27 protein-coding genes and 7 pseudogenes are annotated in these 26,345 nt (G+C 47.9%); 21 read left to right on the forward strand and 13 right to left on the reverse strand.

Translation table 11 applies throughout. The features are described from left to right. Positions 1-183 precede the first annotated feature (183 nt). A pseudogene (locus AC1M2H_RS14105) lies at positions 184-1,155 on the reverse strand (PTS fructose transporter subunit IIC); the annotation flags it as partial. Between the two features lie 56 nt (positions 1,156-1,211). Between AC1M2H_RS14105 and AC1M2H_RS14110 the strand changes: the two are divergent. Next, positions 1,212-1,906 (forward strand): IS1 family transposase gene (locus AC1M2H_RS14110; RefSeq protein WP_480147781.1). Its coding sequence is split into 2 segments (ribosomal slippage): positions 1,212-1,458 and positions 1,458-1,906, totalling 696 coding nucleotides; the frame shifts between segments, so codons are not numbered across the junction. 17 nt (positions 1,907-1,923) lie between these two features. On the opposite strand, the pseudogene AC1M2H_RS14115 reads toward AC1M2H_RS14110, so the two are convergent. From AC1M2H_RS14115 to AC1M2H_RS14140, 6 genes and pseudogenes are all read right to left on the reverse strand, one after another. Then, a pseudogene (locus AC1M2H_RS14115) lies at positions 1,924-2,061 on the reverse strand (PTS fructose transporter subunit IIC); the annotation flags it as partial. Between the two features lie 42 nt (positions 2,062-2,103). After that, positions 2,104-2,414, reverse strand: a pseudogene (locus AC1M2H_RS14120) (PTS fructose transporter subunit IIB). A 55-nt stretch (positions 2,415-2,469) separates the two neighbouring features. Further along, on the reverse strand, positions 2,470-2,940 hold the full coding sequence (locus tag AC1M2H_RS14125; RefSeq protein WP_480147782.1) for a PTS sugar transporter subunit IIA: 471 nt from the start codon (positions 2,938-2,940) through the stop codon (positions 2,470-2,472). Between the two features lie 129 nt (positions 2,941-3,069). Further along, positions 3,070-5,061 (reverse strand): transketolase, encoded by a 1,992-nt coding sequence (gene tkt / locus AC1M2H_RS14130; protein WP_480147783.1) that lies wholly within the window; start codon positions 5,059-5,061, stop codon positions 3,070-3,072. 132 nt (positions 5,062-5,193) lie between these two features. Beyond that, positions 5,194-5,679, reverse strand: a pseudogene (locus tag AC1M2H_RS14135) (beta/alpha barrel domain-containing protein); the annotation flags it as partial. 115 nt (positions 5,680-5,794) lie between these two features. Continuing rightward, a pseudogene (locus AC1M2H_RS14140) lies at positions 5,795-5,986 on the reverse strand (allulose-6-phosphate 3-epimerase); the annotation flags it as partial. A gap of 85 nt (positions 5,987-6,071) precedes the next feature. Between AC1M2H_RS14140 and AC1M2H_RS14145 the strand changes: the two are divergent. Next, positions 6,072-6,359 (forward strand): annotated as a pseudogene (locus AC1M2H_RS14145) (transposase); the annotation flags it as partial. Between the two features lie 38 nt (positions 6,360-6,397). Continuing rightward, the gene (locus AC1M2H_RS14150; protein ID WP_480147784.1) at positions 6,398-7,453 is read left to right on the forward strand and encodes a LacI family DNA-binding transcriptional regulator; all 1,056 of its coding nucleotides are present in this window, start codon (positions 6,398-6,400) and stop codon (positions 7,451-7,453) included. Between the two features lie 749 nt (positions 7,454-8,202). Here the strand turns inward: AC1M2H_RS14150 and AC1M2H_RS14155 are convergent. Beyond that, a complete protein-coding gene (locus AC1M2H_RS14155) occupies positions 8,203-8,538 on the reverse strand; it encodes a hypothetical protein (RefSeq protein ID WP_480147785.1) in 336 nt (111 codons plus the stop codon). Between the two features lie 474 nt (positions 8,539-9,012). Further along, positions 9,013-9,210 (reverse strand): hypothetical protein, encoded by a 198-nt coding sequence (locus AC1M2H_RS14160; RefSeq protein WP_059446944.1) that lies wholly within the window; start codon positions 9,208-9,210, stop codon positions 9,013-9,015. A 137-nt stretch (positions 9,211-9,347) separates the two neighbouring features. Here AC1M2H_RS14160 and AC1M2H_RS14165 point away from each other — a divergent pair, with 137 nt between their 5' ends. From AC1M2H_RS14165 to AC1M2H_RS14175, 3 genes and pseudogenes are all read left to right on the forward strand, one after another. Then, entirely contained in the window at positions 9,348-9,545 is a 198-nt protein-coding gene (locus tag AC1M2H_RS14165) for a hypothetical protein (protein ID WP_480147787.1), read from the forward strand. Further along, positions 9,536-10,069 carry a hypothetical protein gene (locus AC1M2H_RS14170; RefSeq protein ID WP_480147788.1) on the forward strand — a complete coding sequence of 178 codons (534 nt, stop codon included), beginning with the start codon at positions 9,536-9,538 and terminating at the stop codon, positions 10,067-10,069. Before AC1M2H_RS14165 ends, AC1M2H_RS14170 begins: the two co-directional genes overlap by 10 nt. Next, positions 10,044-10,736: pseudogene (locus AC1M2H_RS14175) on the forward strand (type II secretion system protein GspD); the annotation flags it as partial. The gene AC1M2H_RS14170 and the pseudogene AC1M2H_RS14175, both read left to right, overlap by 26 nt. 396 nt (positions 10,737-11,132) lie before the next feature. Here the strand turns inward: AC1M2H_RS14175 and AC1M2H_RS14180 are convergent. Next, complete coding sequence (locus AC1M2H_RS14180) at positions 11,133-11,468, reverse strand: hypothetical protein (protein ID WP_480147785.1); 336 nt, start codon at positions 11,466-11,468, stop codon at positions 11,133-11,135. A gap of 474 nt (positions 11,469-11,942) precedes the next feature. Beyond that, positions 11,943-12,140: a hypothetical protein gene (locus tag AC1M2H_RS14185; protein ID WP_059446944.1), complete on the reverse strand. Its 198-nt coding sequence runs from the start codon at positions 12,138-12,140 to the stop codon at positions 11,943-11,945. Between the two features lie 137 nt (positions 12,141-12,277). Between AC1M2H_RS14185 and AC1M2H_RS14190 the strand changes: the two genes are divergently transcribed. From AC1M2H_RS14190 to AC1M2H_RS14240, 11 genes are all read left to right on the forward strand, one after another. Continuing rightward, positions 12,278-12,475, forward strand: coding sequence for a hypothetical protein (locus AC1M2H_RS14190; RefSeq protein WP_480147787.1), 198 nt, complete (start codon positions 12,278-12,280; stop codon positions 12,473-12,475). Further along, entirely contained in the window at positions 12,466-13,638 is a 1,173-nt protein-coding gene (locus tag AC1M2H_RS14195) for a replication initiation factor domain-containing protein (protein ID WP_480147789.1), read from the forward strand. Before AC1M2H_RS14190 ends, AC1M2H_RS14195 begins: the two co-directional genes overlap by 10 nt. Positions 13,639-13,650: 12 nt before the next feature. Next, positions 13,651-13,989 (forward strand): type II/III secretion system domain protein, encoded by a 339-nt coding sequence (locus AC1M2H_RS14200; RefSeq protein ID WP_480147790.1) that lies wholly within the window; start codon positions 13,651-13,653, stop codon positions 13,987-13,989. A gap of 27 nt (positions 13,990-14,016) precedes the next feature. Next, positions 14,017-14,286: a hypothetical protein gene (locus AC1M2H_RS14205; RefSeq protein ID WP_096259329.1), complete on the forward strand. Its 270-nt coding sequence runs from the start codon at positions 14,017-14,019 to the stop codon at positions 14,284-14,286. 11 nt (positions 14,287-14,297) lie between these two features. Then, positions 14,298-14,552, forward strand: coding sequence for a hypothetical protein (locus AC1M2H_RS14210; RefSeq protein WP_480147792.1), 255 nt, complete (start codon positions 14,298-14,300; stop codon positions 14,550-14,552). Positions 14,553-14,637: 85 nt separating this feature from the next. After that, positions 14,638-16,500 carry a hypothetical protein gene (locus AC1M2H_RS14215; RefSeq protein ID WP_480147793.1) on the forward strand — a complete coding sequence of 621 codons (1,863 nt, stop codon included), beginning with the start codon at positions 14,638-14,640 and terminating at the stop codon, positions 16,498-16,500. A gap of 10 nt (positions 16,501-16,510) precedes the next feature. After that, positions 16,511-16,798: a DUF2523 family protein gene (locus AC1M2H_RS14220; protein WP_480147794.1), complete on the forward strand. Its 288-nt coding sequence runs from the start codon at positions 16,511-16,513 to the stop codon at positions 16,796-16,798. A 3-nt stretch (positions 16,799-16,801) separates the two neighbouring features. Then, a complete protein-coding gene (locus AC1M2H_RS14225) occupies positions 16,802-17,836 on the forward strand; it encodes a zonular occludens toxin family protein (RefSeq protein WP_480147795.1) in 1,035 nt (344 codons plus the stop codon). Beyond that, positions 17,833-19,095, forward strand: a complete 1,263-nt coding sequence (locus AC1M2H_RS14230; RefSeq protein WP_480147796.1) for a type II secretion system protein GspD — start codon at positions 17,833-17,835, stop codon at positions 19,093-19,095. The genes AC1M2H_RS14225 and AC1M2H_RS14230 overlap by 4 nt, the downstream gene beginning before the upstream one ends. Positions 19,096-19,570: 475 nt before the next feature. Continuing rightward, the gene (locus AC1M2H_RS14235) at positions 19,571-19,804 is read left to right on the forward strand and encodes a hypothetical protein (protein ID WP_480147797.1); all 234 of its coding nucleotides are present in this window, start codon (positions 19,571-19,573) and stop codon (positions 19,802-19,804) included. Further along, the gene (locus tag AC1M2H_RS14240) at positions 19,797-20,900 is read left to right on the forward strand and encodes an NADH:flavin oxidoreductase/NADH oxidase (protein WP_480147799.1); all 1,104 of its coding nucleotides are present in this window, start codon (positions 19,797-19,799) and stop codon (positions 20,898-20,900) included. The genes AC1M2H_RS14235 and AC1M2H_RS14240 overlap by 8 nt, the downstream gene beginning before the upstream one ends. A 203-nt stretch (positions 20,901-21,103) precedes the next feature. On the opposite strand, the gene AC1M2H_RS14245 is transcribed toward AC1M2H_RS14240, so the two are convergent. Together AC1M2H_RS14245 and AC1M2H_RS14250 are read right to left on the reverse strand one after the other, a co-directional pair. Further along, positions 21,104-22,231: a GntR family transcriptional regulator gene (locus AC1M2H_RS14245; RefSeq protein WP_480147800.1), complete on the reverse strand. Its 1,128-nt coding sequence runs from the start codon at positions 22,229-22,231 to the stop codon at positions 21,104-21,106. Between the two features lie 45 nt (positions 22,232-22,276). Continuing rightward, positions 22,277-22,576, reverse strand: a complete 300-nt coding sequence (locus tag AC1M2H_RS14250; RefSeq protein ID WP_480147801.1) for a hypothetical protein — start codon at positions 22,574-22,576, stop codon at positions 22,277-22,279. Positions 22,577-22,645: 69 nt separating this feature from the next. Here AC1M2H_RS14250 and AC1M2H_RS14255 point away from each other — a divergent pair, with 69 nt between their 5' ends. The 4 genes from AC1M2H_RS14255 (at position 22,646) to AC1M2H_RS14270 (ending at position 26,337) form a co-directional block, all read left to right on the forward strand. Next, complete coding sequence (locus AC1M2H_RS14255) at positions 22,646-23,218, forward strand: SIS domain-containing protein (protein ID WP_480147802.1); 573 nt, start codon at positions 22,646-22,648, stop codon at positions 23,216-23,218. Between the two features lie 10 nt (positions 23,219-23,228). Next, positions 23,229-23,702: a VOC family protein gene (locus tag AC1M2H_RS14260; RefSeq protein ID WP_480147803.1), complete on the forward strand. Its 474-nt coding sequence runs from the start codon at positions 23,229-23,231 to the stop codon at positions 23,700-23,702. A 23-nt stretch (positions 23,703-23,725) separates the two neighbouring features. Beyond that, positions 23,726-24,715 carry a substrate-binding domain-containing protein gene (locus tag AC1M2H_RS14265; protein ID WP_480147804.1) on the forward strand — a complete coding sequence of 330 codons (990 nt, stop codon included), beginning with the start codon at positions 23,726-23,728 and terminating at the stop codon, positions 24,713-24,715. A 140-nt stretch (positions 24,716-24,855) separates the two neighbouring features. Further along, positions 24,856-26,337 (forward strand): sugar ABC transporter ATP-binding protein, encoded by a 1,482-nt coding sequence (locus AC1M2H_RS14270; RefSeq protein ID WP_480147806.1) that lies wholly within the window; start codon positions 24,856-24,858, stop codon positions 26,335-26,337. The last annotated feature ends 8 nt before the right edge of the window (positions 26,338-26,345 follow it).

Consider the following 26,345-nt stretch of genomic DNA (forward strand, 5'->3'; position numbering starts at 1 on the left):
CTGCCGTTAACCCGTCTGGTTTCGGCATGATACTTATGTCGCCACGCTTCATCGTTTTCACTAAGCTCTCATCAAATGATTATATTTAACCTAAGGGGGGTAGGTAATTTTCCGCCCCCCCCTTACACATTCCCAGAATGTAGTTCGCTGATTATTTGCACCTTGGATGTCTTACGTATATGCTTAGCTTATTTTAATATCATTCAAATCGATATCTTCTTCATGATTATTATTCACGATAATATCGCGAGGAACATCTTTTTTGATGGCGGCATAAATTGTTGCAGTGACAAATATATTTACCAGCAATGCCATGATACCTGCCATAGGATGAGACATAGTAGGAATCATCAAAACGCCACCAAAAGGCACTGTTGCATCAGCACCATATACCATGGTAATCGCGCCGCCACAGGCGCCACCTATTGCTGCAGCAGTAATACCACGAACGATATCATTCATAACTATAGGTATAGATCCTTCAACAATATTTACCACCCCCATAGGAACCGCTGATTTTAACATTTCGACTTCCTCGTTATTATAGATATTTTTGCGAAAAAGTTTAGCAATAAAAAAAGCAAGTCCAAAACCGATAGGTGTTGCAGTGTTAACTAACTGAAGTGCAGTAACTGGCTCATTTACACCCTGAGCCTGAAGTGTTAAGACGAACGCGAAGCAAGTTTTATTGATCGGCCCTCCGAAATCTACGATACACAATGCTCCAATAACAGCACCTAAAACTAAATTAGATGAAGCTCCCATACTTCTAAGGAAAAATGTTAGAGCATCTGTAAAAATACCGATAGGCGTCCCGATTATATAAACCATAATCAGTGCGCTGATAATTGATGCAAAAAATGGAACAATTAATGTTGGCATTAAACCCCGAGCCCAGCTCGGGACCCTGATATTTTTTATAATTGCAAAAGCGATATACCCAGAAATGTAGCCACCGATCATGCCTCCGATGAAACCCGCACCAATAGCATTAGCCGCCAGGCCCACGATGAAACCTGGAGCAATACCAGGTTTGCCAACGATCGAGCCGGAAATACCGATAGCTATCACAACGGGTAAAAGTCCGAGTGCCTTAGCCCCCATTGTTGCTAAGGCCTGCCACAGATCAAACTGGCCCGGAACTAAAACGTCTTGGTAATGCCTTCAATCGATAGAAAACCATGATATGCTACTGGTATTTAGGGCTTTCTATGGCTACCGTTACTGTTCATTGTCCTCGTTGCCATTCCGATTCTGTTTATCGCCATGGGCACAGCTGTTCCGGGCACGAGCGCTTTCGTTGCCGGTCATGTCGCCGCGTTTTTCAGCTGGCTTATACCTATGAAGCCAGAAAACCCGGTGTAAAAGAACAGATAGTTGAACTGGCACACAACGGTGCCGGCGTCCGCGATACCGCCAGAGTTCTTAAGGTCGGTATCAATACCGTCATACGGACATTAAAAAGCTCTCGCCGTCCCGGATAACCGCTTCTCCTGTCGCTCATGCCGATGTGGCACTCATCTGCGAGCTTGATGAGCAGTGGGGCTTTGTTGGCAGTAAAGCCCGGCAGCACTGGCTCTGGTATGCTTACAATACCAAAACGGGTGGCGTACTGGCTTATACTTTCGGCCCACGTACCGATGAGACATGTCGGGAACTGTTGGCCCTGTTGACGCCCTTTAGCATCGGCATGATTACCAGCGATAACTGGGGCAGTTATGCCAGAGAGGTGCCGAAGGAGATACATCTGACTGGTAAAATTTTCACACAGCGCATTGAGCGAAACAATCTGACGCTGCGAACCCGTATCAAGCGGCTGGCACGCAAAACAATATGTTTTTCACGTTCCATCGAATTGCACGAAAAGGTCATCGGTGCCTTCATCGAAAAGTACATGTTCTACTGATTGGAGGCATTACCAACGTCTTGAACCGTACCACCAAAGCCCATACCGATGGCAATAATAAATCCAGCACCACAGACAATTGGGATCAAGTACGAGATAGCTGTTAGCAGATGACCTTTAGGGTTTGCTGCTTTCCATATTTCTTTTATATTCATAAATTACGCCCTTCATTTCATATAGGACAATTAATGTAAAAGTTATGAATTTACTAATTCATTGAGCTTTTCAATAAGTTTATTCGGTGATTTAACTGCCACTTCTGTTGGTACTTTAACTATTTTTTTCCGGCAAATCTTTCCTCTCCAGAAACTTTAACATCAGCGGCTAGCAGGACAATATCTGCTTGTGAAATCTCATCAGCGGTTAAAGCGTTCTCGATACCAATAGTACCTTGAGTTTCAATTTTGACATTATGCCCGGCTTTTTTTGCTGCTATTTCGATCTTCTTTTGTGCAATATATGTATGTGCAATACCTACAGTACAGGCTGTAACCCCAACAATATTCATAACTATTCTCCATTATTCATTTATTTGTCATGCGATAACAATAATAATGATCGCATTAAAAGTTAACACCTTCAGATTCAGATTTAAAAAGGTCAATGATTTTTTGCGGGTCATTTTCCTTCAATAATTTAGCTATTATGTCCTCATCTGCTAATGAGCCTGAAACATGTGATAATAAACGGATGTGAGTCTCATTTTGGTCCACCAAACAAACAGCAAATAAAATAATGCAGCGAACATCGCTACCATCCATAGTTTCCCAGGAGATTTCATGCTGGGTTCGTCCAATGGCCAGTGCTGTATGGACTACTCCCGAGGATTTTCCGTGCGGGATCGCAATATGATTCTCGAATCCAGTGGAGCCTTGCTCCTCGCGTAGCCAGACATCTTTAAGAAAGTCATTCTTATTAATAACAGAACCATCACGCACCAATAAATCGGTTAATTCTTCAATTGCTTCTTCTTTACTTTTAGCCAGCATATTTAACTTAATGTTTTTTACATTAAGCACATTCGAAATATCCATAACTCACCCTCGTTAATATAGAATCAAGATTGAATGACACAGTATGAATTGCTTGCCATTACGCTGGAAAACCACAGCATTAAAATACTTTATCAGGGACATGAAAATATCCCCTTGATAAGACAGGTTTTACAGGGTACTTTTTGCTTTGGTTACCACATGATCTACAGTAAAACCAAACTCTTCGAACAGCAGCTCCGCCGGGGCAGACTCGCCGAAGGTGGTCATCCCGACGATGGCGCCGTTCAGGCCCACGTATTTGAACCAGTAGTCGGCGATACCCGCTTCCACCGCCACGCGGGCAGAGACCGCTTTCGGCAGTACGGATTCACGGTACGCCGCGTCCTGCCTGTCAAACGCGTCGGTAGACGGCATGGAAACCACGCGCGCTTTCACGCCTTCAGCGGTTAGTTTGTCCCAGGCAGCCACGGCCAGTTCAACTTCAGAACCGGTGGCGATGAAGATCAGCTCCGGCTGGCCGGCACAATCCTTCAGCACGTAGCCGCCGCGGGCAACGTTCGCCAGCTGCTCTGCCGTACGCTCCTGCTGCGCCAGGTTCTGACGCGACAGGATCAGCGCCGTCGGGCCGTCGTGACGCTCCACGCCGTATTTCCACGCAATCGCCGATTCCACCTGGTCGCACGGACGCCATGTGCTCATGTTCGGCGTCACGCGCAGGGAAGCCACCTGCTCAACCGGCTGGTGCGTCGGGCCGTCTTCGCCCAGACCGATGGAGTCGTGGGTGTAGACCATCACCTGACGCTGTTTCATCAGCGCCGCCATACGCACCGCGTTACGGGCGTATTCGACGAACATCAGGAAGGTGGAGGTGTACGGCAGGAAGCCGCCGTGCAGGGAAATCCCGTTGGCAATCGCGGTCATGCCGAATTCACGCACGCCGTAGTGGATGTAGTTCCCGGCGGTGTCTTCGTTAATCGCTTTCGAGCCGGACCAGATAGTCAGGTTCGACGGCGCGAGGTCAGCGGAGCCGCCGAGGAATTCCGGCAGCAGCGGGCCAAAGGCTTCAATCGCGTTCTGCGACGCTTTACGGCTGGCGATTTTCGCCGGGTTCGCCTGCAGCTTCGCAATAAACTCGTTCGCTTTCACGTCGAAGTCGGCCGGCATCTCGCCTTTCATACGGCGGGTGAATTCAGCCGCTTCCTGCGGGAAGGCGCTGGCGTAGGCGGCGAACTTCTCGTTCCACGCCGCTTCTTTCGCCTGGCCGGCCTCTTTGGCATCCCACTGCGCGTAGATGTCAGACGGGATTTCAAACGCCGGGTGATGCCAGCCCAGGGCCTCGCGGGTCAGCGCGATTTCCGCGTCGCCCAGCGGCGCGCCGTGGGAGTCGTGGGTGCCGGCTTTGTTCGGCGAACCGAAGCCGATGATGGTTTTGCACATCAGCAGGGACGGTTTGTCGGTCACCGCGCGCGCTTCTTCCACCGCGCGTTTGATGGCATCGGCGTCATGGCCGTCCACGCCGCGCACCACGTGCCAGCCGTAGGCTTCAAAGCGTTTGGCGGTATCGTCGGTGAACCAGCCCTCAACGTGACCGTCGATGGAGATGCCGTTGTCGTCATAGAACGCCACCAGCTTGCCCAGCTTCAGGGTACCGGCCAGGGAGCACACTTCGTGAGAAATGCCTTCCATCATGCAGCCGTCGCCCATGAAGGCGTAAGTGAAGTGGTCGACGATATCGTGGCCCGGACGGTTGAACTGCGCCGCCAGGGTTTTCTCGGCAATCGCCATGCCGACGGCGTTGGCAATCCCCTGGCCCAGCGGGCCGGTGGTGGTTTCCACGCCGGCGGTGTAGCCGACTTCCGGGTGGCCCGGTGTTCTGGAGTGCAGCTGACGGAAGTTTTTCAGTTCTTCAATCGGCAGGTCATAACCGGTGAGGTGCAGCAGGCTGTAAATCAGCATCGAGCCGTGGCCGTTGGAGAGCACGAAGCGGTCGCGGTCGGCCCAGGCCGGGTTGTTAGGGTTATGGTTCAGGAAATCACGCCACAGGACTTCGGCAATGTCAGCCATACCCATCGGGGCACCCGGGTGGCCGGAATTCGATTTTTGTACGCCATCAATAGAAAGCATGCGCAAAGCATTCGCTAGCGTGCGACGGGTTGTCATGTGATACTCCAGATATAAAAAGGTTACAGCGCCCTCAACTATATAAACCAAGCGCGAGGACAAAGAGCCAGACCGGTTAAATAGACTCTTCCCCTTGTGCAATGGCTCAATACGGCTGAGCGCGCTGCAATTTTAGGCAGCGACTTCGCGCTGGTATATATCGACCATTTTATCCCAGGCATCGCTGACATTATCCGCCAGGGAGAAGAGGCCCGAGGTCCCCACAATAAAGACGTCAACGCCGGACTGGGAGATTACATTAAAGGTCTTCTCGTTGCAGGATCCGTCAATTTCGGTCAGATAGTGGTAACCATGCACTTCGCGCATCTCAATCAGTTGTTTGATTTTGTTGAGCGATTCTGGAATAAATTTCTGGCCGGCGTAGCCGGGGTAAACCGACATGACGGTCACTTTATCCAGCAGGTGCGCGTACTCTTTAATAGCAGCTGCTGGAGTAGCAGGGTTTAACACGACGCCACAGCGACGACCAGCATCTTTAATCTGATTCAGAAGACGGAAAATTTTGTTATTCGCCGTCTCTGGATGGAAGCTGATAATATCGGCCCCTGCATCAATGCACATTGGAATAATATCTTCCGGATGATTCACCATTAGATGTATACCCGTGATACTTCAAGTTGCAGATTGCGTTGCATCAGAATGCAACTGCTTTGGCAGAGGTATCAAAACGTACATCGACCACATCATCCTGCACCTTGAAGTTTTTTGAGTATACATCAATCGGCACATCGGTGATTTTTTTCAGGTTTTCGATAAAGAACGGTGATAACGTAATATTCTTAACATAGTTACCATCCATAATATCGACGTGATAAAAATCAGCCCGACCGTTCATTGCTGTAATTTGCTCTCTGAACTGTGTCAAATCCATGCACATTAAAGAGGGCGAAAATTTAGCTGCCATACTTCACCTCCAAAAGAATTAATTAGAGCCTATCCCAAAAGGAATTATCGTATAATACGTTACGGTAATTTCTGAGGGGGAATGTATGGCGGGTAGCAAGTGGCAGATCAGCGACGAACTATGGGAAAAAATGGCTCCACTCATCCCGGAGCATAAAACCAGCCACCCACTGGGGACTCATCGTAGACGCGTTGATAACCGTGCTGCCATGGATGCCATATTCTTCGTCCTCAGGACCGGTTGCCAGTGGAACGCCCTGAACGCCACCGGGATATGTTCATCGAGTTCTGCACACCGACGCTTCCAGGAATGGCGCGATGCGGGAGTCTTCGAACGCTTCTGGCAGAACGGTTTGCTTGCCTGCGAACATCTTTTACAATGGCAGCCCAGCCAGGAGAGAAGGAGGCCTTAGTGCAGACGTTAGAAGCGGACGATAGCGCGAGAGAGAAACGCAGGAAAAACACAGGTAAAATTACGCTCGCTGAAGTTGCAAAATTGGTCGGCGTTAGCACGATGACAGTGTCGCGCGCATTACGGATGCCTGAAAAAGTAAATCCTGAACTACGCACCCGTATTGAAGCCGCGGTGAGCGAGTTGGGCTATGTGCCAAACCTGCAGGCCCGAAACCTCGCCTCTGCTGACTCCAGCCTGGTGATGGGTGTGGTTCCTTCTTTTTCCTCTCCGGGTTTTCTTGCCGTCTCCGAAACTCTGCAGACCGTGCTCGCGACCCAGGGCTACAGTATGATGTTTATCGAGTCTGGCCAGGGGGGGCAAAGTGAAGAAAAAGCTTTTGCGCAAATGCTCGCTTATAACCCGGCGGCGATTTTTCAATTCAATATTGATAATATAAGTAGTTGTTCGCAAATGATAAACAATACGGGTGTGCCGGTTGTTGAGATTGGTGCCATAAATCACGATGCAAGCTGGGTCAGCATTGGTGTTGACTACGCTGCAGCCATCAAAAAGCTGGTCAGATCGCTTGTACAGTCCGGATATAAAAATATTGGACTGCTTTGCATTGCTGCCAATAACATTATGTTTCGCCAGATACTGAGCGGTTGGAACAGCGCCATGCTCTCTTTTAACCATTCCCCACATCGTGTGGTTAGTTCTCATCTACCCGCTGGTATTACGACCGGTTTGAACCTGCTGGGCGATATTCGTATCACCTGGCCTGAGCTGGATGCACTGATTTGCACCTCTGATGAAGTTGCTTGCGGCTGCATTATGGCCTGCCATGGTGCGGGGCAAAAAGTGCCCGACGCCCTGGCATTGGCTAGCTTGAGTGGTGGTACCCTGGCCGCAGTTTGCTCACCGGCTCTTACTGCGGTCGAATTCCCATGGAGTGAAACGGGAACTGTCGCAGGAAAAACGTTACTTGACCTACTGGATGGCAAATCGACAGATAAAACCATTGAATTACCATCAACTTTACAAGTTCGCTCCAGCACCAGAAAACAGTTGTGACGGTAAAATTTTATTGATTTTTTATCTCATATAATCCGGCAGGATAACTATTGGTCACTTTAAGTCAGCTAAATAAAACCGTGGCTGGCAACGCCTTCACCACGATAGCTCCCAAGCCGATTTCCGCCAGGCGATCATAATAAGTGGAGTAGGGAAGAGCCGGAGCTCTTTTCTCCCTTCACGCGATTCTTGTTATTCATGCCAAGCGGCCCGGACTGACGATAACGTTTTAGCAGACGGCTACAATGGCGCGATGTGATGCAGAGCATTTCCGCTGCCATATTGAGTGCATACCGGGCAAGACCATCAGGCAACTGATTATTGCTGGATTTTCCGCGACGACGATTAGCCATACCCAGTGGGCCAGATTCACGGTAACGCGACAGAAGGCGTCTGCGCTGGCGAGCTCATTGATAACAACTCCATTTACTGATAACAAGATTAATCACCGTACATAGGATATGTTTTCAGGCCAATGATGAACACTGAGCCAGTGCTTCTGAAACCATCACTCAAAATCTGCAATCCATCTGGACAAGAGGCCGCAAGACATTTTAACTGTTATGCGCACGGTTGCATAAAGCACAAAGTAGCCAGCATAATCATGACCGTAACATCGCAGATTCTGCTATCTTTAGCATTGGTACGCATAATGTCAACGCGTTATGTTGAAAAGGCCGCTGCGAAAATCGAATCCCGCAGCGGCCTCTTTAGCATAACGTCATTGTGCGCATTAGGGCGCACACCATCTATTCATCAAATTCAAATTCGTTATAACTATTTTCCAGCGAGCCTGGCAGCGGTGTAAGTCCGAACAGGTCATTTGAAATTAGTGGGACGATCTTCGTGTCTAAGTAATCATCTACTTGGTTCATCATTGTATAAAACGCTTCACCTCGGGAATCGGCTACATAGGCGTCTTCAACGTTTCCAGTATACGTGGCGTAATCTGTGTACGCGAATGTTACAAAAGCTCGCTTTACTGTGTCGAACAGGGCATACCCAACAACGCCTTCTTCTGCTTCTTTTCCGTGCAACGTTTCTACAACTTTTTCAATTGATTTTAAGAGTTTTTTGTTCTTCATTTTTCCATCTCATCAGGCGGTGAGGGGGATACCCCCGTCCTGTAAAACGGGGGTAGTCTCAGGATAACTACGGGCTATCAGGTCGCTCCGGCCACATATGGCTAGATCCTGATAGGCTTTCTGGTTAACACTTTTATAAATGCTGTGACAAAAATCGCTGAGTAGTATAGTGGTACGAATAATAGCCCAATTGCGATTAGCATTATTCCTATGGATAACATCAATGCTACGGTACTGTCTGGCGATGTCAGATTAACCCATCCTTTTGATAATCCTACTATAAAATCCTTTTCTTGCAGCCTAGCGTAAACCCAGGATGCTCCGGTTAACACTGAGCCTAGCCAGAATGAAAGCCAGCAGATTGCTGATGTAAACGATATAATGTTGTATCGCATGGGCTACCTTTTAGTTTTTGTACATAAATCGTGCAACTCTATAGTTTAAGGCTAAGTGTGATTTCGAATATCAGTGTCATTATTTTGTTTTTTTATCTGATAATTTCTTACTTATCATGTCCTTAACAGCATCATCTAAATAATTATCGATTAAATAACTAACAATCTCCGATGATTTAGGTATATCACCTGTTTTATTTCCTATCTCTAGTATTTTCCTCTTTATCTCAAGTTTTCTTTCTTCGTTGATTCTGACTGTGGTGTCGCCTCTTTTCATACACTTAGCCTCATTTTATAAATCGGGTTTGATTGTCTCATATCTGGCATGTTGTTTTACCGCATGCGTATTTACAATATGCGATCTTTGTGATTATCATGTGTGCATGGTGTAAATATTATATACGGTATCTCGTCATGCAGATCGTCTACTTTGACTACACGCCAAATTTTGGAGTCAACGCCAGCATTGGCGGGGAGTGGGATTTCTACCGTTCCTTTGATGAACTGATAGACGAATGTACTGGCTTCTATGGTGATGATTTTCTTTTAGTTTCTGTTGTTCTGCATTCTGGCTCTTTTGTTGGTTACAGGGAGTCGCTGGCATGCAACTGACTGAAAGAAATGTAAAAATTGACTATCTGGCCTTCACCATGCCTTTCTGTTCGCTCAAGTCACTGGAAACTTACCCGCATGGGCTGAATGAGTGGCGTAAGTACGGCATTTATCCGACATTTCATAATCATGTATCCCATAAAGATGTTTTTTTTACCGATGTGATCAAAGGTGGGAAATGGTGTCCGTCAGACGATGAACTTAATGAGCAGGTTCAAAGTTACAGTACCTGCTCAAAAGACGAGCTTGAGCAAAAAATAAACGACTTGAACAGGGAAATTTATTTAGCGCGTATGCATCGCCTCAAGTTGTGGTTGTCTACAGTCTTTGGGCTCCATCTTGGCCCTGAGCGTGACAGGGGTGGCTATAATTATGACCGTTCTGCACCTCTGTATTCAGTTGATGGCGGCTATGAACATCTTGGGATGGTGTTCTGGGGGGGCAATAACGACACGATTTATATTCAGGTTAGTGGTGAGGGTTGTACTCATGTTTTTAATGATTGTTGCGGCTTACGTATTTGAGGTGCAGACCAGCGAACGCAACGGCTCAGGGCTTGCACTGGCGGCGAAGCTGCTTTCCGGTAAGCTGAATATTCAGATTGGCACATCGGGCGGCTTTGATAATTTTATTCGGGTGAATACCGGCTCTCTCGATGCACTGTATGAGTTGTTCAGGACGGACAGCCGTTTTCATGTGGTCAGTTCCCCGCGGCTCAGGGTGAAGGATGGCGCGTCAGCGACGTTTTCAGTGGGTAATGAGGTTCCGGTGCTGGGTCAGGTGAGCTATGCCGATAACAGGCCGATTCAGTCCATAGAATACCGCTCAAGTGGCGTTATTCTGGACGTGAAGCCGCAAATCCGCACCGATAATATTGACCTGGTGATTAAGCAGCAGCTTTCCAGCTTTGCGAAGACGGATACGGGCGTGAATAACAGCCCGACGCTGATTAAGCGCGAGGTCAATACGGAGGTATCAGCGGCTGACGGGGATATCATTCTGCTGGGCGGTCTTGCTGAATCGAAGGTGACGAACGCCGATACGGGATTCAGTTTCCTGCCAAAAGGCTGGCTCTCCAGTTCGTCCGACGAGAAGAATAAAACAGATATTCTCGTCGTGTTACAGGCGAAAAAGGTCAGGCGCGCCAGCGCCACGCACGCACCGAGTTCCCACGAGGAGCGCGCGTGGTGATGGTGGCGACGGACGCAGACAGGCGGTGACGTGGCGGCATATCCGGTTTTTATGCCGTCAGGCATGGGAGGCGCGTTGCGCCGGAAGCCCCGCAGCGAAGCGAGGACATAAAAAGCGTTATGGCGTCAGCCATAATAATTCCCGTCACTGCAAAGCCTGTTTTTCATTGTTGCGTTCTCAGAAGCGATCCAGAAGCCTGACGGTCGAAGACGAAAGAACGGTTCAGCGATAACCGTTTAATGCCCCCGTGGTGACGGTTACAGGCTGATTTCGGGCGTATCTGCGCACTGGTGCGCATAATGTCAACGCGTTATGTTGAAAAGGCCGCTGCGAAAATCGAATCCCGCAGCGGCCTCTTTAGCATAACGTCATTGTGCGCATTAGGGCGCACACCATCTATTCATCAAATTCAAATTCGTTATAACTATTTTCCAGCGAGCCTGGCAGCGGTGTAAGTCCGAACAGGTCATTTGAAATTAGTGGGACGATCTTCGTGTCTAAGTAATCATCTACTTGGTTCATCATTGTATAAAACGCTTCACCTCGGGAATCGGCTACATAGGCGTCTTCAACGTTTCCAGTATACGTGGCGTAATCTGTGTACGCGAATGTTACAAAAGCTCGCTTTACTGTGTCGAACAGGGCATACCCAACAACGCCTTCTTCTGCTTCTTTTCCGTGCAACGTTTCTACAACTTTTTCAATTGATTTTAAGAGTTTTTTGTTCTTCATTTTTCCATCTCATCAGGCGGTGAGGGGGATACCCCCGTCCTGTAAAACGGGGGTAGTCTCAGGATAACTACGGGCTATCAGGTCGCTCCGGCCACATATGGCTAGATCCTGATAGGCTTTCTGGTTAACACTTTTATAAATGCTGTGACAAAAATCGCTGAGTAGTATAGTGGTACGAATAATAGCCCAATTGCGATTAGCATTATTCCTATGGATAACATCAATGCTACGGTACTGTCTGGCGATGTCAGATTAACCCATCCTTTTGATAATCCTACTATAAAATCCTTTTCTTGCAGCCTAGCGTAAACCCAGGATGCTCCGGTTAACACTGAGCCTAGCCAGAATGAAAGCCAGCAGATTGCTGATGTAAACGATATAATGTTGTATCGCATGGGCTACCTTTTAGTTTTTGTACATAAATCGTGCAACTCTATAGTTTAAGGCTAAGTGTGATTTCGAATATCAGTGTCATTATTTTGTTTTTTTATCTGATAATTTCTTACTTATCATGTCCTTAACAGCATCATCTAAATAATTATCGATTAAATAACTAACAATCTCCGATGATTTAGGTATATCACCTGTTTTATTTCCTATCTCTAGTATTTTCCTCTTTATCTCAAGTTTTCTTTCTTCGTTGATTCTGACTGTGGTGTCGCCTCTTTTCATACACTTAGCCTCATTTTATAAATCGGGTTTGATTGTCTCATATCTGGCATGTTGTTTTACCGCATGCGTATTTACAATATGCGATCTTTGTGATTATCATGTGTGCATGGTGTAAATATTATATACGGTATCTCGTCATGCAGATCGTCTACTTTGACTACACGCCAAATTTTGGAGTCAACGCCAGCATTGGCGGGGAGTGGGATTTCTACCGTTCCTTTGATGAACTGATAGACGAATGTACTGGCTTCTATGGTGATGATTTTCTTTTAGTTTCTGTTGTTCTGCATTCTGGCTCTTTTGTTGGTTACAGGGAGTCGCTGGCATGCAACTGACTGAAAGAAATGTAAAAATTGACTATCTGGCCTTCACCATGCCTTTCTGTTCGCTCAAGTCACTGGAAACTTACCCGCATGGGCTGAATGAGTGGCGTAAGTACGGCATTTATCCGACATTTCATAATCATGTATCCCATAAAGATGTTTTTTTTACCGATGTGATCAAAGGTGGGAAATGGTGTCCGTCAGACGATGAACTTAATGAGCAGGTTCAAAGTTACAGTACCTGCTCAAAAGACGAGCTTGAGCAAAAAATAAACGACTTGAACAGGGAAATTTATTTAGCGCGTATGCATCGCCTCAAGTTGTGGTTGTCTACAGTCTTTGGGCTCCATCTTGGCCCTGAGCGTGACAGGGGTGGCTATAATTATGACCGTTCTGCACCTCTGTATTCAGTTGATGGCGGCTATGAACATCTTGGGATGGTGTTCTGGGAGGGCAATAACGACACGATTTATATTCAGGTTAGTGGTGAGGGTTGTACTCATGTTTTTAATGGTACGCCACCGCATGAAATTTATAACTGGCTCAATCATCTTGATGTAACGATGTTGAAGCGTATCGATCTTGCGGTTGATGATTTTGACGGTGTATTTACTGTTTCTGCCGCCATGCGGGACCATAAATGTGAAGCGTTTTATGGCGGTAAGGGACCCAAACCGGGACTTGGTATTTCTCACAAATATCATGGTGATGGATCTTTACAGCAGGAAATGATTACTGTTGGTTCCCGTGAATCTCGTGTTTACTGGCGTATTTACAATAAAGCACTTGAACAGAAAGTAGATGATATCTGGCATCGTTCAGAGGCTGAGCTTAAAGGCTTTCCGCTTGAGATACTACTGGATATAGAAGGGGCTTTTACTGGACTTTGTGAATATGCGCAGCAGATAAATCCTGCCAGACCTAAAAATTTTCAACGTTCTGGGGTTGTCCGTTTAGCGATTAACAGTTTTGAATCTGACGTTCGCTGGCTCAGAAAACAGGCATCGAAGACTATTGCCAGAATTTTTCATCAGCTTGGCAATGATTATGAAGCTGTTTTTTCGTCCATTGTCAGGAAAGAACACATGGATGATTTAACACTTAAGTTCAGGACCCCGGATATTTATCAAAGTATTGTAGCTCAAAAATTTTACAACCGTGAATGTGCATTCTAAATGAGGTTATTTATGGAACAGGAAACGCTTAAAGTATTTTTTGTGCAGTTTGGCACAATGAAAAATGATAAGACAAATGAAGACTTCAATTGGGGTAATGCACAGGCATTATCTACTGAATTCGAATCTACGAATAGTTCGTGTGGTTTTGCTCCTGCTAAAGTGAAAATCACACCGGATAATCGTCATGCTGTTTGTTTACGTTTAAGAGATGACCTTGAATCCGCTTTTAAATCGGGGAAGGATTTCCTTGAGATTATTCCGTCCTATGGGATGAAAGCGCAAAAAGGCGTGATGGTTCCTGTCGTAGTGGATTATAAAATTGTTGGAAAGCCAGATGTGAAACAATAATTACCTTCTTCAATTGAGTGAGATTTTATGTCAGATGAGATAATCATCAAGACAAAATATTGCAATCCGAATATGAGCTTTGGAAGCCCTGACGGATGCGATGAAGTGACTTTGAAATTACCGAAGTCAGAAGTGGTTAAATTACAGTCTTCGGTAGTTTCTCAGGATAAGCCCGTTCCCGATATTGATTATTCAGTCGCGGCGCAATTTTGGGGGCTGGCTTTTACGACAACCTTTTTCCTGTGGCTGTTTGCAAAGGGAATAGGTGAAATTCTTAAACATGTAAGAAATGCATAAAAGGAGTTTTTATGTTTGGTAAGACTAAACAGGCTTTAACCCGTATCGGTGCTTTTGCGCTGGCAGTCGCTGCACCTGCCGTATTTGCTGCTGATGGTGCTCCGGCTCCTGCTGCTGCAAAAGGTATTGACCTCACGCCGCTGACTAATAGCGTTAATTTCGGTTCGGTTCTGACCGGGATTATGGCGGTAGCGGGTTCTCTGATTGTTCTGTATGCAGGTTCGGCGGGTGTTCGCTGGATTTTGCGTATGGTTCGCGGCGCTTAATTCATAAAGGTGAGGGGCGTAACAGCCCCTTTATATTTATGGCTCAATATCTTTTTGATTTTATGTGTTTTTTATGGGGGCTTTTATGCGCCTGGGCGGTCATTCAGGGTCTGGACGGTTAGCTATTACTTTATTAGCTTTATTGGTTTCATCCGGTGTACATGCTGATGCTGTAACAGCAGATGGATTTGGACGTGTAATTCAGCAAATGGTTGAAGCCCGTGAAGCTCAGGTTGTATCGCAGTCTGCGGGGCGTGTATTCGCAACGGGTGCCAGTTCTCTCGGTATGGGCGCGGGTATCGCTGTCGCTGCGGAGGTTATACGCGAACGTCCTGACGTTTTCGATTCAATCCGCATGTGTGGCGAGAAAGTGGGTAATCCTCAGCTTTGTACCGGAACGTCAGTTTTTGCGGCTGCTTATGGCCTTGCGAAGCATACAATTGATGATTCGATATCTACGGGTATTTCAAGTTTTGGCAGTAATATGATGGCTGCCGGACAGACAACATGGGGATTGCTGGGGCAGGCTGCGGGCGTTATTTCCGTTGCTGACCTTGCTTTAAAGCAGGGCGCAAAAGCTGTTGAATATATTACAAGTGGAATAAAACAGGATGATGGAACTTATTTACTTAATTTGTCCAATGGCGCTACTGTTACTTCTTCTGTTGCACCTTCACCTAAAAGCCCTGTTGCTGTTTATTTGCCCTCTGATGCTACTGGCTTTTCTGCGAAGAAGATTCAGGACTCGATAAACCCGTATAATCAGCAGGTAAAACCTGTTCAGGTTGCGCCAACCTATTACAATATTGATGCCCCACCGCCGATAAGCCAGCCTTTTCCGAATGATGTATATCGTGTGTCAGTAAAGGGGACGAAATATCCTTATTCGGCTGATATCAGGGATACAAAGGGCCATGCTGTAATTGTCAGTGACAATCCGGTAATGATTGCGCTTTATAAGTCGATTAATAGTTTTACTTACCCCAATGTGACTTATCATGAGGATTCAGACGAGAATAATTTACATATCAGAATGCCCCGAATGTTTAAGGTCTATTCTGTTTCTGTTAAAGACTTCCAGTATGAAAAACCGAATCCCTATTTTGGTGGATATTCATCGATTGTAACTGTGGTTTTGTCTGTTTCAACAACAACGGTCACTCTTGAGAATGCATGGGACTTGTGTAAAAGCGAGCGAGTACCAGACCCGAATAGTACAGCAGAAAATCCAAAATCTACATGGAAGTCCGTTTGCCATCCTGAAAAGGCAGTATATAAAACGACGAATGACGTTCAGGACGTTAAAGACCAGATATTTTTTAATACAGAATTTGATACATCAAATTTACCTCAGGTAATTAATGGCGAGGTTATTGATAATATAGATTTCAAGCCGGAGGAACAGTTAAACCCGGCTGCGCTGGTTAATCTTATTAATGGCCTTGCAGGTCAGACTGTTGTTCAGGAAGGATATCAGGGTATACCGTTTGATAAACCTTTTACGGCGGCTGAATTGACGGCTGCGGCTAATGCTGTTGGCGTAAAACTTGATAAGGGCTTGCTTTATAGTCCGGTTGTCGTTCCTCAGTCATGGGTTAATGCCAGACCCGGTACGGGAACGGATACAGGCGTACACCCTGGTACAGGCACTGATACCGATACGTCTGTTGATTTAGGCGAAGACCCCGGTATTAAAGCGCCGGAACTTGAAAAACCGCCTACAGGTGAGGAAATCCTCAAGCCGATTACGGAATTAATGCCGGACATTAAAAACCTGAGTATTTCGTCTAAGGACGTACAGTGTCCGGTATGGTCGTTTGAGTTGTGGGACAATAAGTATTCCATTGATTCACATTGCGAACTTCTGGAAAAAATCAGGCCACTTCTGAAAGCGGTATTTCTGCTTATCTGGGGCATTATTTCGCTGCGTATCATCCTGACAGCGTGACGGAGGCGTTATGTTTGGTATTCTGATTTCTGCTTTTAACGTGGCGCTGGTTTTTGTGCTGCGAACGGTGGTTGTCAAATTCATTCTGTTTTTCGGCCTGTACTTTGTTGTACAGGCGTTCGTTCCGGTTCTCGCGTCATTGCTGCCTAAGTCTGTTGATATTGCCGGGTTATTTTCTTCACTGCCTGACAGCGTATGGTATTTCGTGAATCTGTTTATGGTTACGGAAGGGATTAAACTGATGTTTTCTGCATTGTTAACGCGCTTTATTATTCGTCGTATTCCTCTGATTGGTTAATTTATGGCTATTTCTGCGTATGTGGGTATTCCGGGTAGCGGTAAATCTTACGAAGTAGTGGCAAGCGTTATTATCCCTGCCTGTATCGCGGGGCGTCGCATTGTCAGTAATATTTACGGCCTTGCCACGCAAAGTATTTATGATTACTGCGTTGACATTAAAAAAGCGAACAGGGATTCACTAGGTGAAATTTTGCTTGTTCAGAATGAGGATGTGCAGAATGAAAACTTTTTTCCGTATAAAACGGATTCCGGCATTGCCGATGATACGTTCTGCCGTCCGGGGGATTTAATCTGTATTGATGAAGCATGGCGCATATGGGAGAGCGACAAGGGCATACCCGCAAATCATCGCTCTTTCATTGCTGAACACCGTCATTTTGCCGATGAAAAAACGGGCGTAACCTGTGATTTAGTGGTTATGAATCAGTCCGTTGCTAACCTTCCGCGATTCATCAAGGACAGGGTGGAAACCACGTATCGCATGAGCAAGCATGTGGCGTTGGGTCTGCATAACCGTTACCGGGTTGACGTATTTACGGGCATCAAACTGTTTAAGTCGAATCTGACGAACAGTTATCAGAATAAATATGACAAGGCGATATTCCCTTTATATAAATCTCATGAGAACGGGCAGGGAAGGGAGCTTGTCACCGATAAGCGTCAGAATATTTTCAGTTCTAAAATGTTGTGGTTTAAAGCTGCCGGGTTACTGATTCTGGCGGTAATTGCCATTTTTTATCTGTTCTGGTTTTTCACGTCAAACGGTAATTCTGAACCTGAGCAGCAGAAAAAAGAGTTTCCTGCTGGAAATAACGCTGCGTCTTCTGTTCCTGCCGCGCCAGTAAAGCCCGTTGTTTCGGATAAGTGGCGTCTTGCCGGACGGCTTAAGCGCGACGGTCAGGCATGGGTTGTCGTGGCGGACACATCAGGCAGGCTGCGTATAGAGCCGGCTTCTCAGTTCAGCTTTGACGGCATGATGATGACAGGTGAAATCGACGGCGAAACGGTGACGGTATATTCAGGGGCGATACGATGAAACTGATTACAGCTTTATTTTTTTTACTGATTCCGGGGCTGGCTATGGCAAAGGGCGTCAGTCTGGAGCTTAACGCCGTGCCGCTTCCGCAGGCGCTGAATATGATTTACGTTCAGGTGTTTGATAAGCCATTCATGCTTGACCCGGAGCTTGCAAAATCGGATAAGGTGGTGACGTTTCGCATCACGCCGGATATCGATGAACGGGCATTTATTAAGCGCTATCTCGGCAATATGAACATTGCCATTTACAACAAACAGGGCATTGATTACGTGGCGCCGTTCACGCCTAAAGTGTACGTGCCGCCGCAGGAAACGTTTGTGTATCGTCCCCGATTCCGTTCCGTGGCGTACCTTTCTGACATTCTGGCTGGACAGTTTACCGGGCAGTTTAACAGCCAGCGTAATTCCTTACCGTCCGGGCAGATATCGCCGGAAGCGGCTGTAGCAGGAACGGCATCGGACTTCATGAACCGCACCGGGGATGTGCTGGTTTATTATGGCCGCAAATCAGAAATTAAGCGGTTGCAGACGCTGCTACCCCTGATTGATACCGCCTCTGAGGAAGTGATTGTTGCGGCTTACGTATTTGAGGTGCAGACCAGCGAACGCAACGGCTCAGGGCTTGCACTGGCGGCGAAGCTGCTTTCCGGTAAGCTGAATATTCAGATTGGCACATCGGGCGGCTTTGATAATTTTATTCGGGTGAATACCGGCTCTCTCGATGCACTGTATGAGTTGTTCAGGACGGACAGCCGTTTTCATGTGGTCAGTTCCCCGCGGCTCAGGGTGAAGGATGGCGCGTCAGCGACGTTTTCAGTGGGTAATGAGGTTCCGGTGCTGGGTCAGGTGAGCTATGCCGATAACAGGCCGATTCAGTCCATAGAATACCGCTCAAGTGGCGTTATTCTGGACGTGAAGCCGCAAATCCGCACCGATAATATTGACCTGGTGATTAAGCAGCAGCTTTCCAGCTTTGCGAAGACGGATACGGGCGTGAATAACAGCCCGACGCTGATTAAGCGCGAGGTCAATACGGAGGTATCAGCGGCTGACGGGGATATCATTCTGCTGGGCGGTCTTGCTGAATCGAAGGTGACGAACGCCGATACGGGATTCAGTTTCCTGCCAAAAGGCTGGCTCTCCAGTTCGTCCGACGAGAAGAATAAAACAGATATTCTCGTCGTGTTACAGGCGAAAAAGGTCAGGCGCGCCAGCGCCACGCACGCACCGAGTTCCCACGAGGAGCGCGCGTGGTGATGGTGGCGACGGACGCAGACAGGCGGTGACGTGGCGGCATATCCGGTTTTTATGCCGTCAGGCATGGGAGGCGCGTTGCGCCGGAAGCCCCGCAGCGAAGCGAGGACATAAAAAGCGTTATGGCGTCAGCCATAATAATTCCCGTCACTGCAAAGCCTGTTTTTCATTGTTGCGTTCTCAGAAGCGATCCAGAAGCCTGACGGTCGAAGACGAAAGAACGGTTCAGCGATAACCGTTTAATGCCCCCGTGGTGACGGTTACAGGCTGATTTCGGGCGTATCTGCGCACTGGTGCGCATAATGTATATTATGTTAAATTGGATATAGAACTCACAGATTCACCAGCATCCATAGCCCATACTTCACCCTTCCCTTTACATTTTAACGTCTGGCGTATCACCAGAATATTGCATCTGACGCAACCTTCCTTTGCGCAAACGGGATGTTCATTTGCAGATAGCAATAAGTTATTGTTAATGAAAATTATCATTGTTGAGGCATCGCTCGGTTACCTTGAGGAACGCAAAGCCAAAAACTTTTTCAGTGACCTGACGACGTTTAGCGGCGGCAAAAAGCTGACCACACCATCGGCAAATTATTTCCTTTTGACCGGGCCTGGAGCCTTCAGCAAAATCATCCAGAAGACCGCTGACGCACACGGCCAGCCCCTGTTTTCTAATGCTTCAACCCGGAGTGACAAATATGTCTAAACCCAAGCTGTTTACACCGTTGCGTATCCGCAATCTTGAGCTTGATAATCGTATCGTAATTGCCCCAATGTGCCAGTATTCCGCAGAAGATGGCTGTATGAATGACTGGCATACTCTTCATCTGGGACAGCTGGCGCAATCGGGTGCGGGCCTGCTCACCATAGAGGCGACGGCCGTATCACCCGCAGGCCGCATCACCTATGCTGATGTTGGCCTCTATGATGACAAAACCGAGGAAGCGATGTCTCGGGTTCTCAAAGCCATCCGTCAATGGTCAGATATTCCCATTGGCATTCAGCTGGCACATGCGGGACGAAAAGCGTCAACCCATAAGCCATGGGATCGACAAGGTCAAATACCGCCCGATCAGCAAGGCGGCTGGCAAACCCTGGCGCCCTCTGCGGTGCCCTACAGCGAGGGCTATACCAGTCCTACCGCTCTCGACATCAACGGCTTAGCCGAAATCCGCAGCCAGTTCGCTGATGCGGCAAAGCGAGCGGCCAGACTGAATATTGATCTCATCCAGATCCACGCCGCGCATGGCTATCTTTTACATCAATTTTTATCACCGCTGTCTAATCAGCGGACGGATAACTACGGCGGAACGCTGGAAAATAGAGCTCGTTTTCCTCTGGAAATTGTCGATGCGGTGCGGGAGCATTTCCCTGCGGATAAAGCGATCAGCGTGCGGATTTCCGCGACGGACTGGGTCGACGGCGGGTTTAGCCTCGAGGAAGCCGTGGCGTTTGCCAAAATGCTGGAAGCCCGGGGTGTCGATGCCATCCACGTCTCCAGCGGCGGTCTGCACTCGGCACAGCAAATTGATGTTTATCCCGGATATCAGGTTCCACTGGCAAGAGCCGTTAAAGCCGCTGTCAACATCCCTGTTGTGGCGGTGGGGCTAATTACCGAACCGGAGCATGCGGAATCCATCGTAGCCAGCGGAGATGCCGATCTCATCGCTATTGCCCGTGGCGCGCTCTATAATCCGAGATGGCCATGGCATGCTGCGGCCGCGCTTGGCGCTCAGGTTCAGGTACCGAATCAGTACCTTCGCTGTCAGCCGCATACGCTAAAAAATTTGTTCAAGTCCTGATAAATGCGCGATGTCTTTGTCGACATCGCGCATTTCATTTATAGACATCTGGAGGGCGACATTACGGTTATTAATTGCCACCGCTCCCGGCATGGCGCCCTCTTCCCGCCACGGATAGCGCCATGGGGAGCCCGATCGGGACGCTCGGCGATAAACTGGTATAGCATCATGCGACCAACCCACAAGCCTCGGGGCAACGTGGGCTACTCGTCTCGCCAACGACATGATGACCTGACGATCAGTTCACCGCTTATTTGTAAGTGACGCCCGGCACTGTCAGGATACTGTAGCCTGTCCAACATCGTGAAAACCGCATGTCGCGCGATATCATTGAAAGGTTGCTTATAGGTTGTTAGCGGAATACCCAGTAATACAGAATATTCATTATCATCAAACCCCACGACATTTATTTTTCTGCCGCTCTGAGTACAAACCGAGAGTAATTTCATGGCGGTAAAATCATTCGCGCAAACAATATCCACGGCGCCGTTTTCAAGGAGCTCCTCAATAAAATCACTATCGCCCACGTTCCCTTCATGTTCCCAATGGGCCTGCGGCACGATCCCGGCTTCCAGCAGCGCCAGCCGGTAGCCCATCTTACGCATATTGACGGTATTGGCGGAAAAGCGTTCGCAGAGGAAATCAACGCGCCGCGGCTGATTGTTTAGCAGATAAGTCGTCACCTCCTGCCCCGCAGCGACGTTGTCGATACCGATAAGATCCCAGCGACTGCGATTCGGCCAGGCAACAACATCACTGTCCAGTAGCACCACGCCAAGACCATCCCGATCCAGCTTATTTAAAATCAGCTGATTAATCTCGGCGGCAAAAGGATGAAATTCTATCGGAATAAAAAAGACTCCCTTAACGCTGCTCCGCAAATAGCGTTCAATAACATGATCAATTTTATTCAGGATGGCTTGACGAGTGGCTCCGGCACCCAGCGTCATCACGCCATTCCAGATCAAATCAAAATTAAACTGCTGCGACAGCGAGGCGATAGATTTGAAAATTTGTTCAAAAAGGAAACCGCTTTCGTTCTCTTCCATTCGCGGAGAAAGAATGCCAAAAGTTTGCACTTCATGCTGGAGGGAGGCTCTGACAGGTTCATTCCCCTGCTCCAGCAAATAATGTCCGGATCCCTGGGTACTGCTAATCAACCCCTCGGAACGGAGCCTCGCCAGGGCTCGTGAGATTGTGGGTCGCGAGGCCGAAAATTCACTGCATAAACTATTTTCCGTCGGCAATCGTTGCGCCTGCGCGTAAATACCGCTGCGGATACGCTGCGCCAGTTCCTGATAGATAGTGTCCAGTTTGCCTGATTTCGCCATGTTATCTGTTCGCATATTCCCAAAATTTTTTATCCGTCGTGTCACTCAACGGCGCCGGCCGATGGCCAGTATAAAGCAGTCGTGGCCAAAAGTGGATAATAAGTAAAGTCTCGCCGCATAAAAAGAATCAAATTTGTAAACAATAAAGATAACTTCTTCATAGCGAATAACTGGTTGCTTTTCACGCTGCAAAGAGAATTTTCTATAGAAATCGTGACGCAACTCACCTTTAAGAAAAAAAAGAGCGCATAAAAAAGCCGAAGTGCATGAAATGTGATCAGAACCAAATGAAATTGTAAAATAACGGATAGGATATTTAACAGCCAGCACCAGATGGCTTTGCATATTTGTAAAATAAAGATGTAAAAATATAGCTTTCTAACCTTCTCTCTGTGCCTATCCGAGGAATTAGACATGTATCAATATCACGATCTGGTTGAAAAGGTCATAGCAGAAAACCGGACAACGTTGCTGAAAGTAGATGAACGGGAAATTGAACTGCTGATCGAAGAGATTCGTCAGGCCAAAACCATTCAGCTCTATGCGATGGGCAGGATGCAACTATCCGTCCGTGGATTTGCTATGCGGCTGAAACATATGGGATTTGACAGCTATGTTGTCTACGACACCACCTCCCCTTACCTCGGTAAAGGGGATCTGCTGATCGTACACTGCGCGGTAACCAACGTTGAACTTAACATTATCAAGCTGGCAAAAGAGGCCGGCGCCCGAATCGTATTACTTACCGCGCACCCGGAAAATGAGCATGGACAGTATGCCGATTTAGCGGTTCGCGTACCTGGACAAATTTTTGGTGGCGAAGAGGAAGTGCCCTCTATCCAGCCTATGTCCACCCTCCTGGAGCAGTCGCTGCTCTTATTCACCGACATTGTCACCATGATGATGATCGAACGCTGCAATATTTCGATGGAAACCATGAAGGCCAGCCATACCAACCTTGAAGGTCTACCCCATAAATTTGCCTGAGGGCCAGTTCATGAAAGACGGCGATATCATTCAAATTGCTCATCTGGTCGAAGACCTGGATGCGGCGATGAAACACTACAGCGAAGTCTTTGATATCGGCCCGTGGGATGTCTATACCTACGGTCCCCATAACGTTAAAAACTCCCTTTATCGTGGAAAACCGGCCGAACACGTTTATCAAATCGCCGTATGTTGGATTAACGGCGTGCAGATGGAATTAATGCAGCCCGTGTCCGGCTATAGCATTTACGACGAATACATCGAGAAACATGGCTACGGTCTGCATCATCTGAAACTTTATTTTGCCGACTGCGAAGAAGCGCTGGCGCGCTATAAGGCACGTGGTTACGACGTCGTACAGAGCGGCAATATTGGCGACGATGTTTTCTACTACCTTGACACTGAAGAACAATTCCAGGGCGCGGTCATTGAGATCGGCAATGCTGGCGCAATTCCGCAGCCTGAACGCCGTTATCCTGCCTGAATAAATGCTTTGAGGACGAGATCATGAAAATACGTAATACACTGGCCCTTGCTGTACTCATCGGTTTTTCAGCGCTTTATACCACGGCGCCCGCATCCGCCGCTGACGAGACCTATTCGATGGTCGGTATCCCTAAGCTTCGTTCTGCCTGGTTTAATGATTATGAAAACGGTCTGAAAAAAGCGGAAAAGGACTTTGGTATTAAGACCTACTTCCAGGCACCGGCGTCTGCCGATGAGCAGCAGCAGGTGGGCGTGATACGCGACAGCATCTCGCAGGGCAATAACGCGCTGCTGGTCGTGCCCAATAATGCCAGTTCTGTCGAACCGGTATTTAAACAGGCGCGGAGCCAAAATATCGTGGTGATCACGCATGAATCAGTTAATCAAAAAGAGGCTGATTATGACGTTGAAATGATCGAAAACCAAAAATTTGGTAGCTATATGATGGACCAGTTTGCTCAACATAGCGGTGAAAAAGGCGAATTCGCCATTTACGTCGGCTCCCTGACCGTGCCTGCGCATAACATCTGGGCCGACGCCGCCATCAAGAGAATGAAAGAAAAATATCCCCAGATGAAGCTGGTTGCTGAACGTTTCCCGGTCAGCGAGGATCGCAACGCTTCACGGCAAAAAACTCTTGAGCTGATTTCAACCTATCCGGACCTGAAAGGCGTGCTGTCCTTTGGTAGCCAGGGAGCTCCGGGGGCTGGACAAGCATTAAGAGAAAAAGGCCTGGTCGGAAAACTGACCGTCATTGGTACCACTTCGCCAAAAGAGAGCGCTCGCTTCCTGGAAGATGGCTCAATCACTGAGTCGATTCTCTGGAGCCCAGGCGACGCCTCTTATGCTATGGCATATATCGCCAAAATGGTGCTGGATGGCAAGCGCGATCAGATCAAAACGGGCCTTGATATTCCCGGGCTGGGCAAACCGGAAATCGAGGGCATGAATATCATTTTTGATAAACCGCTGACCGTCACCAAAGAGAATTACAAAAAATACGACTTCTAAACCCTAAGTATTACGTCAGCAACTAAGTCAATCCCTGGCGGGCTGAGCGAGGCCCGCCATCAGGCATGCCGCTTGAAGCATGACGGCGATTAATCCGCCCCCGACTGTCGGGGGCTCATCAGCCTATACCAAGGGGAATTATGCAATTTTTATCCATTGAACACGTCACCAAAACCTTTGACGGCGTGGTGGCGTTGAATGATGTTAGTTTCGATATTAACCAAGGGGAAGTTCATGGCTTGGTCGGTGAAAACGGCTGTGGTAAATCAACGCTGATGAAAATCATTGCCGGGGTGCTGGAATACGATCGCGGTATTCTGACAATCCGCGGCCAGCAGATTGAGAAATACAACGCCATTGAAGCCGCGCAGCAGGGTATTGGTATTATCTATCAGGATCTGTCGCTGTTTCCCAACCTGACGGTCCTGGAAAATATTTATATCAGCCAAATGCTGAACGATAAAAAATCGCTTGTCTTCTCTGGCCGATTTAAAAACAAAGTCCAGCAAATTATCCAACAGCTGGGTATTACGCTGGATTTAGAGGCGATGGTAGAAGAGCTGCCGATTGCTAAGCAACAATTAGTGGCCATCGCTCGCGCGCTGATTAACGACTCACGGCTGATCATTCTTGATGAACCGACGACGGCCCTGACCCGGACAGAAATAAACAGCCTGTTTACTCTTCTGTACCGCCTGCGTGAGCAAGGGATCTCATTTATTTTTATCAGCCATAAGCTCAACGAACTGCTGGAAATATGCGATCGCATTACCGTTATGCGCGACGGCAAACTGATCGATACGGTTCCGGTCCATAACCTCACCAGCAGTCAGATTGAGAATATGATGCTGGGCTATGAGCTGGCATTCTCCGCCCACGAGTCGCACGCCAGCGACAAGGTGCTCCTGAGCGTACGCAATCTCTCGAAGCACAATAGCTTTAAAGATATTAGCTTCGATCTTCATCAGGGCGAGGTCCTGGGGATTGCCGGACTACTCGGCGCCGGGCGAACAGAGCTGGCGATGGCGCTATTTGGCGTGGAACCCGCTCAGTCTGGAGAAATTGCGCTGAACGGCCGCCCTATTCGCATCAGGAGTATTCAGGACGCGGTGAAAAACGGTATCGCCTATGTCCCCGAAGATAGGCTGCTGCAGGGGTTAATCATGGATCAAAGCATTGCCGCCAACGCCGCCATCTGCACGCTGGATAGCTACCTCAACCCGCTAAAACTACTGGATAGCAGCAAGCTCCGGGATGCGGTAGCCGGCTATCTGAAAGGGATGCAGGTGAAATTTGATAACCAGTCCCGGCCCATTCGCATGCTCTCTGGCGGCAATCAGCAAAAAGTCGTCCTGGCAAAATGGCTGGCGATGAAACCGAAAGTGTTCATCCTCGACAGCCCAACGGTCGGTATCGATGTTGGCGCGAAAAGCTATATCTATCAGACCGTAAGGGAAAAGGCGAGCGAAGGGATGGGCATCATTTTTATCTCTGACGAACTGCCGGAGCTGCTGGTGAATTGCGACCGCATCATCCTGATGCGCCGCGGTCGGTTTGGCAAAAGCTGGCTTACGGCCGACGTAGATAACGATGCGCTACTGCGTGAAATGGAAAGCCATTAATCCTGGCG

The organism is Klebsiella sp. F11, assembly GCF_056712265.1.